This is a genomic window from Paenibacillus sp. FSL F4-0087, from assembly GCF_038020215.1.
Lineage (GTDB): Bacteria > Bacillota > Bacilli > Paenibacillales > Paenibacillaceae > Paenibacillus > Paenibacillus taichungensis.
The window spans coordinates 3417633-3434958 of sequence record NZ_JBBODJ010000001.1; the positions used below are offsets into that span (position 1 = coordinate 3417633).

The following is a 17326-nucleotide window of genomic DNA, read 5'->3' on the forward strand; positions in this document are numbered from 1 at the left end:
CTGTATACATATTTATGAATGTGGAGGGATACTCTGTGAAGCTAACCGCAATGAATCAAGAAGAATATACAAGTTTCCGTGTTCGCTCGATTAAAGATTTTGCAGAAGAGAAAGTGGAGGTGGGTACTTGGGCTGCGGAAGAGGCGCAGGGACTTGCGGAGGCAGCCTACGATAAGTATTTGCCTGAAGGGCTGAATACACCGGGTGCTTACCTCTATAATCTGGTACATGCCGTGGACGGGAATGTGGGTTATATCTGGTTTAACGTTACGGATAACCGCCGTGGCAAAGACGCTTTTTTGCTAGATATTGTGGTCGAAGAAGCCTATCGGGGCAAGGGTTATGGTACAGAGACGATGGAGGCACTTGAAAGGGAAGCCTTGAGTCTTGGCGTAGATCGCATTGGTCTGCATGTGTTTGGACATAATGTGCGGGCAAGCAGCCTGTATCGCAAGATGGGGTACGAGGTAACCGATCTAACGATGTACAAGGAAATCAAAGGGTAAACCTGAACACGGATAATCGAAGTCAAACGTATGATCTACGCAAAACGAATCGTCCGCAGTAACCGGGGATTTCGGGAAGTGGATAGTACTCTGGTCGAATTGGCGAAGTTCCTTGATGCCTTGGGGTTTGTCATATATAATGTATAGGATTATCCATACCGAACAAGTAATCAATGAGGAGTTGTCATATACATGGCTTTGAAAGCTGGAATCGTGGGCTTGCCTAACGTAGGTAAATCCACACTGTTTAACGCAATTACACAAGCTGGTGCTGAATCGGCAAACTATCCGTTCTGTACGATTGACCCTAACGTGGGGATCGTTGAAGTACCGGATGAACGTTTGGACAAATTGACAGAACTCGTTGTACCGAAAAAAACGGTACCAACGGCGTTTGAATTTGTAGATATTGCAGGTCTTGTTCGTGGTGCGAGCAAAGGCGAAGGTCTTGGTAACAAGTTCCTTGCACACATTCGTGAAGTAGACGCGATTGTACATGTGGTACGCTGCTTTGTAGACGAGAACATCACACACGTCGATGGCAAAATTGACCCGGTAAGCGACATCCAAACGATCAATCTGGAGCTGATCCTGGCTGATATCGAGAGTGTTGAGAAAAAAATCGATCGTTCCAAGAAAAACATGAAGGGCGGCAACAAGTCAGCTGCTCAGGAAGTGGAAGTACTGGAGAAAGTGAAGGCTGTTCTCTACGAAGACAAGCCAGCACGCAGCATGGAGCTTACAGACGAAGAACGCCTGATCGTACGCGATCTGCATTTGCTTACGCTGAAGCCTGTTCTGTACGCAGCCAATGTAGCTGAGGACGAAATCGGTGATGTGGCGAACAATGCTTATGTGCAAAAAGTAAGAGAATTCGCAGCTGCTGAAAATGCAGAAGTGGTGCCGATCAGTGCGAAGGTTGAAGAAGAAATCTCGGAGCTTGAAGGCGAAGATAAACAAATGTTCCTGGAAGAGCTCGGTATCGAGGATTCCGGTCTGAACCTGTTGATCAAAGCTGCTTACAAATTGCTGGGCCTGTATACGTACTTCACAGCAGGCGTACAAGAAGTTCGTGCTTGGACAATCCGTAAGGGTACAAAAGCACCTGGCGCAGCGGGTGTCATTCACACCGACTTCGAGCGCGGATTCATCCGGGCAGAGGTTGTTTCCTACGACGATCTGGTTGCTGCTGGTTCCATGAACGGTGCGAAAGAACGTGGACAACTTCGTCTAGAAGGTAAAGAGTATGTTGTCAACGACGGCGACGTTATGCACTTCCGCTTCAACGTCTAATCTCGATAATCTAGATAAGAAAACATACTTGAATATAGAATATACGAGTATAGTAGCTCTGTCGTCTTCTTTTGAAGATGGCAGGGCTTTTTACATAGGGCAGAATATTCTTCAATAAGCCTAAAGTATTCAATAATAAAATTGTCTGTATATCCTGTACGTCCTACTGGATTGTTTACTCGCTCTGGATATAATAAAGGGAAGAAGGCTCACGGGAGGTGGCAAGTTGGAGAAACAGTCGAAGTACGTTCGATATAACCAAACGCTTGTGCAAACAGCTCGTTTGCCTGAGGAGACGGAGGAACTATTATTGAGATTCGGCTTGCCACAGCTCCGTCTGGATGATGAGAACTTGCTCGGTATACATTTTAAACCTCTGACAGAACAAGGTCTCATAAGGACTCGGGATGATCGGAAAACGTTACTTCCTATTGGCTATGAGTATGAGGAGACGTCAGCTATATTGGGACTGGAAACGGATGTGGGTACGCTCTACAGGGTGGATGTGCAAACGGGAGAGTACAGCCTCATGAACTCCAATCTGACTCTATTTATCGAGTTTCTGCAAAGGTATGTTGCATTTATTAATGAGAATTCGGAGAGCTACGAGCCAACTGTGATGACGCTCGAGCAAGCACAGGCGAAGCTGGCTGCTTTTCGGCGGGGTGAGATTATACCTTCACAACAATCTTCTTCTCAATCGGCGAGGAAGCTTGTGTTAAAGCAACTTCGTTTATTATTTGTGGAAAAGGACCCGATGAGTGTCTTGAATGAGGATACATGGTGGAGTGTTGTGCTTGAGCAGCTGGAGGATGATCTCTTATAGTCCTTTGCAAATCAATTTGGTTGCGTAGAATAAGTAAATCAAAATTTGGATGCAGGATCCGCAAACAGTTGCTATTCAGGAACATAAGAATATGCTATAATTAAGAGTCGTATACCTATGTTGAATTTCACGCTCGGCTGAATGAGTTGAAGCGGGTTGATACCGGGTACGCGATTTCTTTTATATAACTTAAAAGTAAAGGATTTGATGACGTTGTAGCGATGTTATACGTCGATCATAAAATGAATGTTACGGTCAGGGATTTCTGAGAACTCCGTGCCTTGTGAAATATAAATGGTCTGATGATGCATGAAATGCATGCCTATCGGAATCGAATGAAATTTGAATGCTGGAACGAAAATAACGCGTGAGGTGACTATACATGTTTGATAAATTACAGGCGTTAGCCGACCGTTACGAGAAACTCAGCGAGTTGCTGTGTGACCCGGATGTAGCAAGTGACAACAAGAAGTTGCGGGAATATTCCAAAGAACAATCGGACCTGCAGCCTACCTATGAAGCATACAATGAGTACAAACAGGTAAGCCAGGATCTTGAAGCTGCGAAAGAAATGCAGGGCGAGAAACTGGACGACGAGATGCGTGAAATGGTCAAAATGGAAATTGATGAACTGAGCACTCGCCAGAAAGAACTGGACGATCTGATTCGTGTTCTCATGCTGCCAAAAGACCCGAATGATGATAAAAACGTCATCGTTGAAATTCGTGGAGCTGCTGGTGGGGATGAAGCGGCACTATTTGCAGCGGATCTCTATCGGATGTACACACGTTATGCCGATACGCAAGGCTGGCGCGTCGAACTGATGGACGTTAACACAAATGATCTGGGCGGCTTCAAAGAGGTTGTATTCCTCATTAATGGACGCGGCGCTTACAGCAAAATGAAATACGAAAGTGGCGCACACCGTGTGCAACGTATTCCTACAACGGAATCGGGCGGCCGGATTCATACGTCTACTTCCACAGTAGCGGTTATGCCTGAAGCCGAAGATTTTGATATTGAAATCCATGATAAAGATATCCGTGTAGATACGTTCTGTTCCAGTGGTGCTGGTGGACAATCGGTTAATACCACGAAATCGGCTGTACGGGTAACTCACGTTCCAACGGGAATTGTGGCTACGTGTCAGGATGGTAAATCCCAGAACTCGAATAAGGAAAAAGCATTGCAGGTTCTGCGTACGCGTATCTTCGATATGATGCGTCAGGAAGAAGAAGCGAAGATTTCGAGTGAACGGAAGAGCAAAGTGGGTACAGGTGACCGCAGTGAGCGGATTCGTACTTATAATTTTCCACAAAGCCGTGTTACGGATCACCGTATCGGTTTGACGATGCACAAGCTGGATCAAATCATGAATGGTGAGATTGCGGATATCGTGTCTGCGCTGACGATTGCCGAGCAGACGGATATGATGGATAGAGGAGAATAATGCTGTGACCCGCGCGCAGTTTGTCATGACGCCGGAACAGAGTTGTCGGGAAGCCTTCGTGGAGGCTTCCTCTTTTTTGGAGAAGTGCGGCGTGTACGAGCCGCACAACAATGCCCGGCTGCTGCTGGAACATATACTCGGCCGCGAAGGGGCCGAGTACTATATGATGCAGCCGGAGCCCTTTCCCAGCGATCTTCGTAGTCGCTGGGAAGACGCCGTCACGCGCAAGGCTGCGGGTGAGCCGGCGCAGTACATTATCGGCAGCCAGGAATTCTACGGGCTGCCGTTCGAGGTCACGCCGGCCGTGCTGATTCCGCGGCCGGAGACTGAGCTGCTGGTCGAGGCTGTGCTGCGCGAAGCCGACCGCGTGTTTCCCGGCGGCGCTCCGCTCGCCGTCGACATTGGCACGGGCAGCGGCGCCATCGCAGTGACGATGGCTTCGCAGCGCCCGCGCTGGCAGGTAGGCGCCGGAGATATCTCGGCGGCTGCCCTGCAAGTGGCCGCGCGGAACGCGGCCGCGAACGGGGTACAGATCGACTTCCGTAAAGGCGATCTGCTGGCCCCGTTCGCAGGGGCACGGGTGGACATCCTGGTGTCCAACCCGCCTTACATCCCGGCGGCAGATATCGCCGGGTTGCAGCCCGAGGTGCGCGACCATGAGCCGCGCACGGCGCTGGACGGCGGCCCCGATGGGCTGGGGCCGTACCGCATCATGCTGGATCAGCTAGCGCTGCTGCCTGCACTGCCGCAGATCATCGGTTTTGAGCTGGGTCAGGGTCAGGCTGGGGACATCGCAGCTCTGCTTGAATCGGCCGGATATTGGCCGGAAATTATCGTCGTGCCAGACCTTGCAGGCATTGAACGGCATGTACTGGGTGTTCGTACTTCGGAACAGGTGACGAAAATGTAAGGTTCCACGGGTTTTCTTTTTGACGTGAAATCCTCTACAATGAGATATACCGAAGATTGCTGAATGCTTGGAGGAACATAACTACATGCTGCATAAATTCAAAAAAATAGACTATTCGATTGTTTTTATATTGCTCATTCTGATGGTCATCAGTATCTTGTCGATCTACAGTACTACCTTCGGCAGACCGAAATGGGAAGCCTTCCCCAAAAGAGCCGTAATATTTTACATTATAGGTTTTATCGTCTTTTTCGGGATGTCCATGATCAACTACAAAGTGATTATTAAAAATTATCTATACATCTACGCGGTAGGCATGATTTTGCTTATCCTGGTCATGTTTATCGGTCAGGAGTATTACGGTGCTCAAGGATGGTTGTCCATATTTGGCCTGAGCTTGCAGCCTGCCGAGCTGTTCAAACTATGTCTGATTGTCTTCCTGTCAGCGCTTCTGGCGAGGAAGAAAAACAGGCCGTTGTTTTTTGGACGAGATGTCATCCCGATTTCACTCTGTGTGCTTCCCCCGTTGCTGCTCGTCTTGCTTCAAAATGACTTGGGGAATGCACTGAGTTATGTCGTTATCCTGGTAGGGCTTCTCTGGATAGGCAATATCAAATTCACGCATGCCCTGATCGGTTTTGTCATAGCCGTGGCCGCTTTGATCGGTGGGACACAAGCCTATATTCATTACCATGATGAAATTGTAAAATTTCTGAAGGACATTGGTCGCTCTCACTGGGCAGATCGTTTCGACCCTTGGCTTGTACCGGATCAGACGTCAAGGGACGTGCTCTGGCAGACCTACAATGCCAAGTTGGCTATAGGTTCTGGAGGTATTAGTGGTAAAGGATACATGGAAGGTACCACGATTCAGTCGAATCGGGTGCCGCTGGCCTACGCGGACTCGATCTTTGTGCAGATTGGTGAAGAATTTGGTTTTGTTGGAGCATCGGTGTTGCTGCTGCTCTACTTTATCTTGATCCACAGGCTGGTGCTGATTGCACTGGAGTGTAAGGATAGGGCAGGGCCATACCTGATTGTCGGTATTATAGCGATGCTGCTCTACCAGATCTTTGTCAACATTGGTCCGTTCATTGGTCTGATGCCGCTGACAGGGATTACACTGCCGTTTATCAGTTTCGGGGGAACCTCGCTTGTGCTCAACATGCTTAGTATGGGACTTGTGATGAGTATCAAAGTGCATACAGAAGAGAACGAGGATATACTCGGTTCCTCAGAACAGCCAAGCATTACGGAACTGGTATTGAAATTATTTAGACGCAAATCAACACAGCAGGAGCAATAGTTTTGATCCTAGGCCAGACTCTTTGCAAGTGAATACGATATAAGCTAACCCTGGAATCAACAGATTAGAGCAAGATGGATCTGTGGGTTTCAGGGTTTTTCGTTATTTATTTGACGGATTTCCAATTTGTCTTCCAATTCTATACAATGGTAATATTAAAGACTAATGGAAATAATTATTGGGTATTAAACCTCAGGGGGATATGTGGGAACATGCTGAGAATGCTGAAGAAGATGGATGGGGTTATTCTGTTTGTGTTGTTGCTGCTTATGGTCATGAGTGTATTTACGGTGTACAGTGCGATTCAGTCCGATCCGAAATTGGGCAATCATCATATCAAAACCTTGCTGTTTTACGGGATTGGATTCCTAGCCATCATCGGTATTGGATTAGTGAATTATAAACTGTATATCCAATATGCATTTTATATTTACGCAGTGGGGATCATTCTACTGGTTCTTGTCAACTTTATTGGCGGACCTATTAATAATGCGAATGGCTGGATAAAGATTAATGATTATCTTTCTTTTCAACCGGCAGAATTGTTTAAAATGATCTTAATTCTGTTTCTAGCTCATTTATTGGTCAAAAGAAAAAATTCTACGCTTCATTTCTGGAAAGATATCGTGCCCATTGGTTTATGGACGTTCGTTCCCTTTGCACTCGTAATGATTCAGAATGACCTGGGCAACGCCCTCGGATACATCGTGATTCTGGTTGCTGTGTTATGGATAGGGAATATCAAGTGGTCTCATGCATTAATTGCTCTTGCTATTGTGGGAATCACCTTTTTTGGATTCGTCAAAGCATATACGTCGTATCACGATGAGATTTTTACCTTCTTGGAAAAGGCGAACAGGGAGCATTGGGCCGAGCGAATTGATCCCTGGCTTGTACCGGATAAAGCAACGTCGAAAGCTTCCTGGCATACGAAAAATGCGGGTCTCGCCATAGGCTCGGGAGGCATAACAGGCAAAGGTTACATGCAGGGCACATCCGTCCAATCGGGGCGTGTACCGTACACATATTCAGATTCCATTTTTGTGGTCATTGCTGAGGAGTTTGGTTTTGTAGGTGGATCTGTTCTGCTCTTAATGTATTTTATCCTCATTCATCGTATGGTGTTAATCGCATTACAATGTAGAGATAGGGCAGGACCTGTCGTGATTGTAGGGATTATCGGCATGTTGTTATATCAGGTATTTGAAAATATTGGCGCTTTCCTCGGGCTGATGCCGCTTACGGGCATTACGCTACCGTTTATCAGCTATGGGGGCACCTCGTTGCTTATTAATATGGCTTGTATCGGGCTGGTGATGAGCATTAAATTGTATGGTCAGGAAGACGAGGACGAGCTTCTTATGGGAGAACAACGACCTACCTTGCTGGAACGTTTATGGAGTATGGTCAAAAAGGAAAAGACAACAGCGTGAACTTAAACTTTGGTATGATTCAACTTTGCCTTGGACATCCATCTTCCCAAGGGTGTTGGAGTATGTTATGGAGCAGTAAGTGATTTGTGTGCTAGTCCGATCTTTGCCTGCGGCTGTCAGGTGAAGGTCTTTTTTTGTTTTTAAAATAGATGTGAATTTGTAACTTTGGAAGAATGACAAATTTAATTTTTATTGACAAATATTTCAATTCTGTATTATCCTAATTTTAACTAGATTATATCAGTAACTTGCCCGCCTACTTATACACTCTACACGTTAGACAGTAATCAATACTTTGAAAGTGGGTTATGAACCTACTCCTCATCCATACACCCAGTCATGCCAATGATGAATGTAACCGTAATTCGCTGGTGTGTTCTTCCCTAGATTATCAAAATATTTCAGCTATAAAGATCCTTTGATATCCCATTGCCCTTCAGCTTAATGTACTATGATCCTATTTAAGTTAGCCTACTTTTATCTGCGAATCTATTTATTCCATCCATGATTTTCTGCGAACCAGATTTCTTTTTCTCATAAATGAAATCGATTACATTTAATTGTAAACGCTTCCTTTGATTCTGATTTGATTGGAAAAGAGAGGGTGAAAAGGCGATGTGGATCAACAAACATAGTCTTTCAGCGGCATTAACGAGAGAAGTAGTAGGGAGTACAGGGCGTGATCCTCCTGCTAACCAAAATGTAAGGGTGCTGCTGAATTCCTAAAATTAAAACCCCAAAGGAGAGTTATATAATGAACCTAAATCGAGTTGGTACGATCCCTTCATTTGTAAAAGTGTTCATGCTCTTGTTTTTATCTTTTGCACTAACTGTTTCAACATTTGCCATCGGACCAGCGAAACAAGCTGACGCAGCTCCTCTTCCGAAGAAAATTATTGCTTATGTGGCTGGTTGGGCCAACTGGACCGCGAATGATATCAAGGCAGAACAGCTCTCTCATATCAATTATTCCTTCGCTCTCATCTCTAACGGCAAAGCAACAATTACAAATTCAGATCGTACCAAACTGCAAATGATGGTTGGATTGAAATCCAGAAACCCTGATCTGAAGGTGTTATTGTCTGTTGGCGGTTGGGGAGCTAACGGTTTTTCAGACGCTGCGCTAACGGATGCCTCACGCACAACATTCGCCGACAGCATTGTGCAGTTAGTAACCTCCAACAATCTGGATGGTGTCGATCTGGATTGGGAATATCCGACCAACCCTGCTGCTGGTACAACTGCGCGGCCGCAGGATAAACAAAACTTCACACAACTGCTCTCGAAGGTGCGGGAGAAGCTGAATGCTCAAGGACAGATTAATGGCAAACAATATCTGCTGACCATTGCCGCCGGAGCGAGCAGCAGTTATCTGAACGGTGTGGAGATCAATAATATCACGCCTCTGCTCGATTGGATCAATCTGATGACTTACGATTTTCATGGAACCTGGGATGCAACCACTGGGCATCATACGAATCTGTCCGGAAGAGATATTAGTGTAACGTCTGCGGTCAATCTGTTCAGAAATAGCGGTGTTCCCGCGAACAAACTGGTCATTGGCGGAGCCTTTTATGGCCGGGCCTGGACTGGGGTTCAGAATTCGAACAATGGTTTGGACAGGCCCGGTTCAGGTGGTTTTGAACCCGACTACAACACTATTGTCAGCCAGTATTTGAATAAAAACGGATATACACGATACTGGGACAGCAGTGCCCAAGCTCCTTATCTGTTTAATGGAAATACCTTTATCTCCTATGATGACCCGCAATCACTCAGCCTGAAGGTGCAATATGTGAAAAACAGCAATCTGGGTGGCATCATGTTCTGGGAGTACAGCAATGACCGCTCAGGTGCGCTGCTTCAGGCTGTATATTCAGAGGTTACGGGTGGGGGCACAGTGCAGCCTCCGAATCCAAGTGGGTACAACTATCTGGTTGCTCAAGCCAATCAGCAAATCGTCTCTGCTGATAACCAGGGCAATGACCAGCTTGTCGCCAATCGGACGACGGCAGGAGACTGGGAGCTTTTTGAATGGATCACGAACTCCGATGGAACGGTGTCTCTCAAGTCCAAGATCAATAATAAATATGTCACAGCAGATGTTAATCTAGGTGGTGCCCTGATCGCAAAAGCCACAACCATTCAGCAATGGGAGAAGTTCAATCGTGTAGATTTGGGTGATGGAACAATCGCGTTGCAGGCTCTCGCCAATAACCTGTATGTGACCTGTGATCTGAATAATGGCGGTAAACTTGTAGCGAGCCGCAATTCGGTTGGCGGGGCTTGGGAAGCTTTCCGGGTGAATAAATAACCCAGAAGCCGAGAAGCAAGGGTATTCAAACAGCATGCTAAATGGAACATCAAGGCTAGGATAGAGTTTTAGATTAATCAAAGAAGTGCCAGCCGAAAAGTGTTCCATAGGCAGGCGCTTTTTTGACTTTTCGCCAGTTTCATGAGGGAGATAATAGTCCTTTCGTTTTAAGTCTTACCCGCCTATTAAAATTTTAGTAGATTTGTAATCTAGCAGGTTTACTTCCGTCTCTTCCGGGCATACTGATAGACATGAGAGAGTTACAGGGATCATGATCACGGGAGCCGAGGGGGAGAATGGAATGAGCAGAAGAATCGTGAAACAAATTGGACTTATAATTGTATGTCTTATGATGATTATTATGATGTGGGAAGGTCAGAAAACCGATGCAGCTGTGGCGGCCACAGCGATTCCGGAACAATCCATTCGTTTGCGTATTCTCGCAAACTCGGATGCAGCGGGAGATCAATTGGTCAAACGCGAGATTCGTGACGCCGTCGTTGCCCAAATGAATGAGTGGGTAACCGAACTGGAGAATCCGCAAAGTCTGGAAGAAGCGCGTGGGGTCATTCGTCAGCATCTATCTGAAATAGAGGATCGTGTGGGAGAAGAGCTTGCCAATCGTGGCTTAACCTATTCATATCAGGTGGAACTGGGGGTAGTTCCGTTTCCAACCAAATTATATGGTGGTACCGTATATCCTGCTGGAGATTACGAATCAGTGCGGATAACACTGGGAAAAGGTGAAGGACAAAACTGGTGGTGTGTGTTGTTTCCACCATTATGCTTCATAGATGCAGGAACAGGTGATGCACTGGCGAAGCCTTCAACAGCATCAGCAGCTGCTGAGCCTGGGGACGCACAAGCTTCTGTGCAGGCAGCTACACCGGAAGCACGTTTCTTCCTGTGGGATATGGCGATCAAATTATGGGATTGGGTATCGGGATTGTTTGTATAACATGGTGCTAGATATAAACTTTATCAGGGGGACTTCGATTCAGGGAAGTGCCCTTTTGTTTTATTATGGGTTCGAGTCAGAGACTATGTGATGTTAATCGCTGGCAAGATTCAGACCGCATCCTCGGGCAGAGCAGATATGTTATAATTATAGGAATCAGAAAATATAAGCGAAGAAGGCATCGCGGAAGCGGGATGTCTTGCATTAACTACCCTACTGAAGTTTAGGAATGATGGATATATGATGAGAGAAAACGAGCAATTGCATCAGTCTTCCATGAAAGGTATGGAGAACGATGAAAGTACAGAGAAAATGGTTACAAGTATGTGGGATGTCAATGTATTGGTAACCAATGAGAACAAGGATGAGGCGGCAAAAGGGAGTGCGTATAAACAGGCTCTTGCTGACCTACAGGATGCTGCAGCCTGTCTTCGTCAAGGGCAGACCGTGGCATTCCCAACCGAGACGGTATACGGTCTGGGTGCAGACGCTCGCAGTACAGCTGCGGTGGAAGCTGTATTTGCAGCCAAGGGGCGGCCTTCAGACAATCCGCTGATTGTTCATATTGCACAGCGTGACCAGTTGGATTCACTGGTCACGGAAGTGAATGGCACAGCGGAGGCTCTGATGGCAGCCTTCTGGCCGGGGCCGCTTACGCTTGTGCTGCCGGTTAGGCCAGGGGCGGTATCCCCGCGGGTTACCGCTGGTTTGGACACGGTGGCCGTGCGGATGCCGGATCATCCGGTGGCCTTGCAGTTGATCGCGGCGGCGGAATGCCCGGTTGCCGCGCCGAGCGCTAACCGCTCCGGGCGGCCAAGCCCGACCCTCGCTGCACATGTGAGCGAGGATCTGGCAGGCCGCATCGGCGGCATCGTGGACGGCGGCCCCACCGGGGTGGGCGTCGAGTCCACGGTGGTGCAGGTCGGTGACGACGGTACCGTCACCATCCTGCGCCCTGGCGGCATTACGGCGGAACAGCTGTCCGCCGTTGCCGCCCGTGTCGCCACGGACCCGGCGCTGCTCGCCGAGGGGCCCGGTGGCGATGATAGCCCGGCGCCGCGCTCGCCGGGCATGAAGTACACGCACTACGCGCCCACAGGTGCGCTGTGCGTGGTGGAGGGGCCGCCCGCAGCGGTGGCGGCCTGGATCAGCGCCGCCCTCGCAGAGGCGGCGCAACGCGGGGAGCGCACCGCGGTGCTGGCGTTCGCCGAGCACGCGGAGCAGTACCGCGCCGATGCCGTGTTCTCGCTGGGCGAAGCCAGCGAGCTGGAGGAAGCAGCGCGTCGGCTGTACGCCGCGCTGCGCAGCTGCGATGAGCAGGGGGCCACATATATTGTGGCTGAAGCCTGCTCGCGCGAAGGGCTGGGAGCAGCCGTCATGAACCGGCTGCTCAAGGCGGCAGGTCACCGACTCATTCAGGTCGGTAACCGATAGCTCCCTTTTTCCATAATATCGCTATGAATACTTCCCCTTGGCACCCGCCCTCTAGCCACGACTAGCCATTCATTTTTTGAATGCCAGCCATGCAAAAAGCCTTATCAGGTCATGTTTGTGTTCTTGTCCGCATATGGTGTACAAGAACCTTTACGTGACTTGGGGGTATGGGGATGTGGGATGTGTCTGCCCATGTTGGGCAGTTGGTAACCATTTTGATTATGGCCGTCGCTCTCGGACTCGACGCGTTCTCACTCGGTATCGGGATTGGCATGAAGGGTATTCGTCTGAGAGACGTATTGCGAATCAGTACCGTAACGGCCCTGTTTCACATCATCATGCCACTCATTGGTATGTATACGGGCAAATACGTCAGTTCCCTGCTTGGTGACATTACGACGTATGCAGCTGGCGGTCTGCTGGTCCTGCTCGGTGCCCATATGATCTTGAACGCTTTCCGGGAGGGAGACACCAAACTGGTGGATCATCGATCTTTGCTCGGTGTGATACTGTTCTCACTGAGTGTCAGTGTAGATTCGTTTTCCGTTGGAGTCTCGCTCGGCATGTTCAGCAGTGACTTGGTGTTAACAGTACTGGCTTTTGGTGTCTGTGGTGGAGCGATGTCCGTTATGGGTCTGCTGTTGGGACGGCGTGTGAGCCAAAACATGGGCGATTACGGGGAAGCGGTTGGCGGAGCGATCTTGCTCGCTTTTGGACTTTTGTTTATATTTTAAAAAACGACGTTAACCATGATTACAGCCTAGTGCAGTCTTCAATATATAGTTAAGAGGTTCATTTGTTCAGATTTGGTTTCAAACATGATTCGACAACATTTGCAAAATGGGGAGGCTAACCACAATGAAACATATTTTGTTTGTATGTACAGGGAATACATGTCGCAGCCCCATGGCGGAGGGACTTTTACGTAAACTGGCGTCTGAGCGGGGCATTCAGGTGGACGTTCGTTCCGCAGGTGTAGCCGCCACAACGGGCATGCCGATTTCCCGTCATGCGGAGGCCGTATTAAGGGATCACAACGTGGAGGGACCACCTCATTCGACGCTACTTAGCTCCAACCTGGTCGGTTGGGCCGATCTGATCCTCACATTGACACGCAGTCATAAACAGCATGTTATGCAGGTTTTTCCCGACTCTGTACACAAGACCTATACCTTGAAAGAGTATGTGGAAAATGATGAACAAGTCCTGAATGATCTTCAGGAATTGGACAGCCTGTTTGCGACATTGGAGATGAAACGTGCGCTGGGTCAGGAGATTTTGGCATCTGAACGTGAGCGGGCAATCGAGATCAGACAGCGTATTCCGAGTTTTGATATTTCGGACCCGTTTGGCGGCAGTCGCGACGATTACAACATCGCTGCGGCAGAGATTCGGACCGCGCTCGACAGACTTTTGGACAAGCTGGGTTAATTGGATTCGTTTAATCATTCCAGCTACCGGTGGATTACCATATAAAAAAACGTACACGGGATGTAAATTACCCGTTGATTTTAAACGCAGGTTGTTTTATGATGGATGGGAAAACAGGGATCCGGTGTAACTGGCGACGAAGTGGGCATAACCACGATGGAGCACCGGAACAAACGGCCGGTCGCCTGGGCAAAAGAGCAATTCTGCGTTACCCGCAGACTGCTCTTTTTTTCGTCTTTCATCTGATTATTCGCTATAATAGTACCTGAAATGCCATGCAAGAATACCAAGGGCACCAAGAGGAAGCCGGGCATGATTTTATCGGGAGGCGATAGGATGACTATTGAATTAGATTCGGAACAACCCGGATTGCATGAACAGACCGCATCCATTCTGCGTGAACTGGCGCTTGCCGGACAGCTTGGAACTGGACAGATCGTTGTGATCGGTACAAGTACAAGTGAAGTCGCAGGCAAACGGATTGGTACAGGCGGTGCGGTTGAAGTAGCGCAGCAGCTTCTTGCGGGTATACGCGAGGTGCAGCAGGAGTTCGGTTTTGATGTTGTATTCCAATGCTGTGAGCACCTGAACCGTGCACTGGTTATGGAGCGTTCACTGCTTACACGTCTTGGATTGACTGAAGTGGGTGCAGTACCTGTGCCCAAAGCAGGTGGTTCCATGGCATCCGCAGCGTATCGCTCGCTGACCGATCCATGCCTGGCTGAACATGTGCAGGCCCATGCGGGACTGGATATTGGGGAGACGATGATTGGCATGCATTTGCGGCATGTGGCAGTACCCTTCCGCACAGCACTCCGCTACATCGGTGATGCCCGTGTAACTACAGCATTGACTCGTCCAAAGTTGATTGGCGGCGAGCGTGCAGTGTATCGTATGGAAGAGCAACCAGATTCGACATTTTGTGACTAACGTATAAACCGAAACGATTGGTTACACTCCTGACTTCGATTGCATCACCATCTTACGATCGCTGTTATCCCCAGATTTTTTGAATCTCTTATATAAGGGGAAATCCGGTGATAAAGGCGAACGCTCTGCTTCTCCAGATTGGTGTTGCACTCTCCGTTTTCGTGTAAACATGATTTCGCTTTATAACTTCACTTATAACTGGAGGAATTTAATCATGGAACAATTGCGCAAGAATGACCCGGCAGTACTGGAAGCGATGAATCTTGAACTAAAACGTCAACAAAACAACATTGAGCTGATCGCGTCCGAGAACATCGTAAGCGAAGCGGTTATCGAGGCAATGGGATCTGTACTTACCAACAAGTACGCTGAAGGATATCCGGGCAAACGTTACTATGGTGGTTGTGAGCATGTGGATATCGTAGAAGATATCGCGCGTGATCGTGCCAAAGAATTGTTTGGAGCAGAACATGTGAATGTTCAACCTCACTCCGGTGCACAAGCGAACATGGCAGTATACCTTGCGGCTCTGAAACCAGGTGATACCGTTCTGGGTATGAACCTTGCGCATGGCGGACACCTCACACATGGTAGCCCGGTTAACGCTTCCGGATTGCTGTACAATTTCGTGGCATACGGTGTACAAGAAGATACATTCCTGATTGATTATGATGAAGTGCGCAAAGCTGCATTTAAACATCGCCCTCGTATGATCGTTGCAGGTGCAAGTGCATATCCGCGTACCATTGATTTTGAAAAGCTTGCTTCCATCGCTAATGATGTAGGTGCTTTGTTCATGGTGGATATGGCTCACATCGCAGGACTGGTTGCTGCAGGCTTGCATCCAAGCCCGGTTCCACATGCGCATTTCGTAACGACAACTACACACAAAACGCTGCGTGGACCTCGTGGTGGTATGATTCTGTGCCGCAAAGCTTGGGCAGCAGCGATTGATAAAGCGGTATTCCCGGGTTCCCAAGGTGGACCTCTGATGCACGTGATTGCTTCCAAAGCGGTAGCATTTGGTGAAGCATTGCAACCTTCGTTCAAAACGTATGCACAAAACGTGGTAAAAAATGCACAAGTATTGGCTGAAACACTGATTGCTGAAGGATTGAACATCGTATCCGGCGGTACAGACAACCACCTGATGCTGATCGACACACGCAGCGTGAATATCACAGGTAAAGAAGCCGAGCATGTACTTGATTCCATCGGCATTACCGTGAACAAAAATGCAATTCCGTTTGATCCAACTAGCCCGTTTGTAACGAGCGGTATCCGTATCGGTACACCTGCTGCTACTTCGCGTGGTATGAACGAAGAAGCGATGGTAGCTATTGGTAAAATCATTGCTAAAACATTGAAAAACCCTAAAGATGCAGCTAAATTGGACGAAGCCCGTGCTGAAGTAACGGCACTTACGGATCAATTCCCGCTGTACACTGACCTTAAATACTAAAAAAACTTGCTCATGGTGTTTGTATTTGAGATGTTCTTATGTAAACACTCAGACGGGGAGCAGACAGAATGAAGACGTAGAAGCGTAGCGTTCGCCTTTATCCCCGGATGTTCCCCTTAATAAAGGGGTTCAAAAAAATCCGGGGATAACAGCGATCGAAGGGTCATTCTGTTTGCGGAGCATCATTGTGTTTACATGCATTTCATCATCTCAACTGACATAACAGCGAGAGCAAAAAGGACCGGAAGACTCATTTTTCCGGTCCTATTTTTATAGGATTCGGTTTTCTGTAATGATTGAGTGCCCTTTGATGGTGTAATTCGGTGTAGGTGATGATATAATATACAGGATTTATCGGGGCCTATGAATGATGATTAGGCATATTTGGTAATGCTGAACATGAAGAACATACCGGAGGGACAAATTAGATGGGAAAATTAGTAATATGTGATCACCCTTTGATTCAACACAAACTGACGTTTATACGCGACATGCGTACGAATACGAAAGATTTTCGTGAATTGGTGGATGAAGTGGCAACACTGATGGCTTATGAGATTACAAGAGATGTTGAGCTGGAGACTATTGATGTACAGACACCAGTAGCTGAAACACAAGGAAAAGTCATTTCTGGACGTATGCTTGGGCTGGTTCCGATTTTGCGTGCAGGCCTTGGAATGCTGGATGGTGTTGTTAAATTGCTGCCAGCGGCAAAAGTTGGACATGTAGGTTTGTTCCGTGACCCGGAAACCCTGCAACCTGTTGAGTACTACACCAAGCTGCCTACGGACGTTACAGAGCGTCAGTTGATTGTCATCGACCCGATGCTGGCAACTGGCGGTTCTGCCATTGCTGCTATTGACGTGCTCAAAAAACGCGGCTGCACGCAAATCAAAATGATGAACCTGGTGGCAGCTCCTGAAGGAGTGAAAGCTGTTCAGGATGCGCATCCGGATGTAGACATCTACGTTGCTGCACTGGACGACCGTCTGGATGATCACGGCTATATTGTTCCCGGACTGGGAGATGCAGGAGACCGTCTATACGGCACTAAATAAGCATATCGCATGCTT

At 48.0% G+C, this 17326-nt stretch carries 15 protein-coding genes and 1 riboswitch; all 15 genes read left to right on the forward strand.

Going from position 1 to position 17326, the window contains the following annotated elements; genetic code table 11:
- The first annotated feature begins 35 nt into the window (after positions 1-35).
- The 15 genes from MHB84_RS15750 (at position 36) to upp (ending at position 17311) form a co-directional block, all read left to right on the forward strand.
- Entirely contained in the window at positions 36-506 is a 471-nt protein-coding gene (locus MHB84_RS15750) for a GNAT family N-acetyltransferase (RefSeq protein ID WP_256716719.1), read from the forward strand.
- Positions 507-698: 192 nt separating this feature from the next.
- Positions 699-1799: a redox-regulated ATPase YchF gene (gene ychF, locus MHB84_RS15755; protein WP_062321666.1), complete on the forward strand. Its 1101-nt coding sequence runs from the start codon at positions 699-701 to the stop codon at positions 1797-1799.
- Positions 1800-2025: 226 nt separating this feature from the next.
- On the forward strand, positions 2026-2625 hold the full coding sequence (locus MHB84_RS15760; RefSeq protein WP_076287578.1) for an SUKH-4 family immunity protein: 600 nt from the start codon (positions 2026-2028) through the stop codon (positions 2623-2625).
- Positions 2626-3007: 382 nt separating this feature from the next.
- Positions 3008-4075, forward strand: coding sequence for a peptide chain release factor 1 (gene prfA / locus MHB84_RS15765; RefSeq protein WP_063566965.1), 1068 nt, complete (start codon positions 3008-3010; stop codon positions 4073-4075).
- A 25-nt stretch (positions 4076-4100) separates the two neighbouring features.
- A complete protein-coding gene (gene prmC / locus MHB84_RS15770) occupies positions 4101-4985 on the forward strand; it encodes a peptide chain release factor N(5)-glutamine methyltransferase (RefSeq protein ID WP_083678765.1) in 885 nt (294 codons plus the stop codon).
- Positions 4986-5070: 85 nt separating this feature from the next.
- Positions 5071-6291 (forward strand): FtsW/RodA/SpoVE family cell cycle protein, encoded by a 1221-nt coding sequence (locus MHB84_RS15775; protein WP_076287580.1) that lies wholly within the window; start codon positions 5071-5073, stop codon positions 6289-6291.
- Between the two features lie 212 nt (positions 6292-6503).
- On the forward strand, positions 6504-7724 hold the full coding sequence (locus tag MHB84_RS15780) for an FtsW/RodA/SpoVE family cell cycle protein (RefSeq protein ID WP_076287581.1): 1221 nt from the start codon (positions 6504-6506) through the stop codon (positions 7722-7724).
- A gap of 754 nt (positions 7725-8478) precedes the next feature.
- The gene (locus tag MHB84_RS15785) at positions 8479-10038 is read left to right on the forward strand and encodes a glycosyl hydrolase family 18 protein (RefSeq protein ID WP_076287582.1); all 1560 of its coding nucleotides are present in this window, start codon (positions 8479-8481) and stop codon (positions 10036-10038) included.
- Positions 10039-10339: 301 nt separating this feature from the next.
- On the forward strand, positions 10340-10996 hold the full coding sequence (spoIIR, locus tag MHB84_RS15790) for a stage II sporulation protein R (RefSeq protein ID WP_076287583.1): 657 nt from the start codon (positions 10340-10342) through the stop codon (positions 10994-10996).
- A 324-nt stretch (positions 10997-11320) separates the two neighbouring features.
- Positions 11321-12430: an L-threonylcarbamoyladenylate synthase gene (locus tag MHB84_RS15795; protein ID WP_445322129.1), complete on the forward strand. Its 1110-nt coding sequence runs from the start codon at positions 11321-11323 to the stop codon at positions 12428-12430.
- 173 nt (positions 12431-12603) lie between these two features.
- On the forward strand, positions 12604-13164 hold the full coding sequence (locus MHB84_RS15800; protein ID WP_076287585.1) for a manganese efflux pump MntP: 561 nt from the start codon (positions 12604-12606) through the stop codon (positions 13162-13164).
- A 124-nt stretch (positions 13165-13288) separates the two neighbouring features.
- Entirely contained in the window at positions 13289-13861 is a 573-nt protein-coding gene (locus tag MHB84_RS15805) for a low molecular weight protein arginine phosphatase (RefSeq protein WP_076287586.1), read from the forward strand.
- A 116-nt stretch (positions 13862-13977) separates the two neighbouring features.
- Positions 13978-14059, forward strand: a riboswitch (ZMP/ZTP riboswitch).
- 138 nt (positions 14060-14197) lie between these two features.
- Positions 14198-14791: a TIGR01440 family protein gene (locus MHB84_RS15810; RefSeq protein WP_076287587.1), complete on the forward strand. Its 594-nt coding sequence runs from the start codon at positions 14198-14200 to the stop codon at positions 14789-14791.
- A 214-nt stretch (positions 14792-15005) separates the two neighbouring features.
- Entirely contained in the window at positions 15006-16253 is a 1248-nt protein-coding gene (glyA, locus tag MHB84_RS15815; protein WP_175381407.1) for a serine hydroxymethyltransferase, read from the forward strand.
- A 428-nt stretch (positions 16254-16681) separates the two neighbouring features.
- Complete coding sequence (upp, locus tag MHB84_RS15820; RefSeq protein ID WP_053782842.1) at positions 16682-17311, forward strand: uracil phosphoribosyltransferase; 630 nt, start codon at positions 16682-16684, stop codon at positions 17309-17311.
- The last annotated feature ends 15 nt before the right edge of the window (positions 17312-17326 follow it).

What these genes read in the sequence shown, in the direction of transcription:
- ychF (WP_062321666.1), top strand. Translation starts at nt 699, where the DNA reads ATGGCTTTGAAAGCTGGAATCGTGGGCTTGCCTAACGTAGGTAAATCC.
- prfA (WP_063566965.1), top strand. Translation starts at nt 3,008, where the DNA reads ATGTTTGATAAATTACAGGCGTTAGCCGACCGTTACGAGAAACTCAGC.
- prmC (WP_083678765.1), top strand. Translation starts at nt 4,101, where the DNA reads ATGACGCCGGAACAGAGTTGTCGGGAAGCCTTCGTGGAGGCTTCCTCT.
- MHB84_RS15775 (WP_076287580.1), top strand. Translation starts at nt 5,071, where the DNA reads ATGCTGCATAAATTCAAAAAAATAGACTATTCGATTGTTTTTATATTG.
- MHB84_RS15780 (WP_076287581.1), top strand. Translation starts at nt 6,504, where the DNA reads ATGCTGAGAATGCTGAAGAAGATGGATGGGGTTATTCTGTTTGTGTTG.
- MHB84_RS15785 (WP_076287582.1), top strand. Translation starts at nt 8,479, where the DNA reads ATGAACCTAAATCGAGTTGGTACGATCCCTTCATTTGTAAAAGTGTTC.
- spoIIR (WP_076287583.1), top strand. Translation starts at nt 10,340, where the DNA reads ATGAGCAGAAGAATCGTGAAACAAATTGGACTTATAATTGTATGTCTT.
- MHB84_RS15795 (WP_445322129.1), top strand. Translation starts at nt 11,321, where the DNA reads ATGTGGGATGTCAATGTATTGGTAACCAATGAGAACAAGGATGAGGCG.
- MHB84_RS15800 (WP_076287585.1), top strand. Translation starts at nt 12,604, where the DNA reads ATGTGGGATGTGTCTGCCCATGTTGGGCAGTTGGTAACCATTTTGATT.
- MHB84_RS15805 (WP_076287586.1), top strand. Translation starts at nt 13,289, where the DNA reads ATGAAACATATTTTGTTTGTATGTACAGGGAATACATGTCGCAGCCCC.
- MHB84_RS15810 (WP_076287587.1), top strand. Translation starts at nt 14,198, where the DNA reads ATGACTATTGAATTAGATTCGGAACAACCCGGATTGCATGAACAGACC.
- glyA (WP_175381407.1), top strand. Translation starts at nt 15,006, where the DNA reads ATGGAACAATTGCGCAAGAATGACCCGGCAGTACTGGAAGCGATGAAT.
- upp (WP_053782842.1), top strand. Translation starts at nt 16,682, where the DNA reads ATGGGAAAATTAGTAATATGTGATCACCCTTTGATTCAACACAAACTG.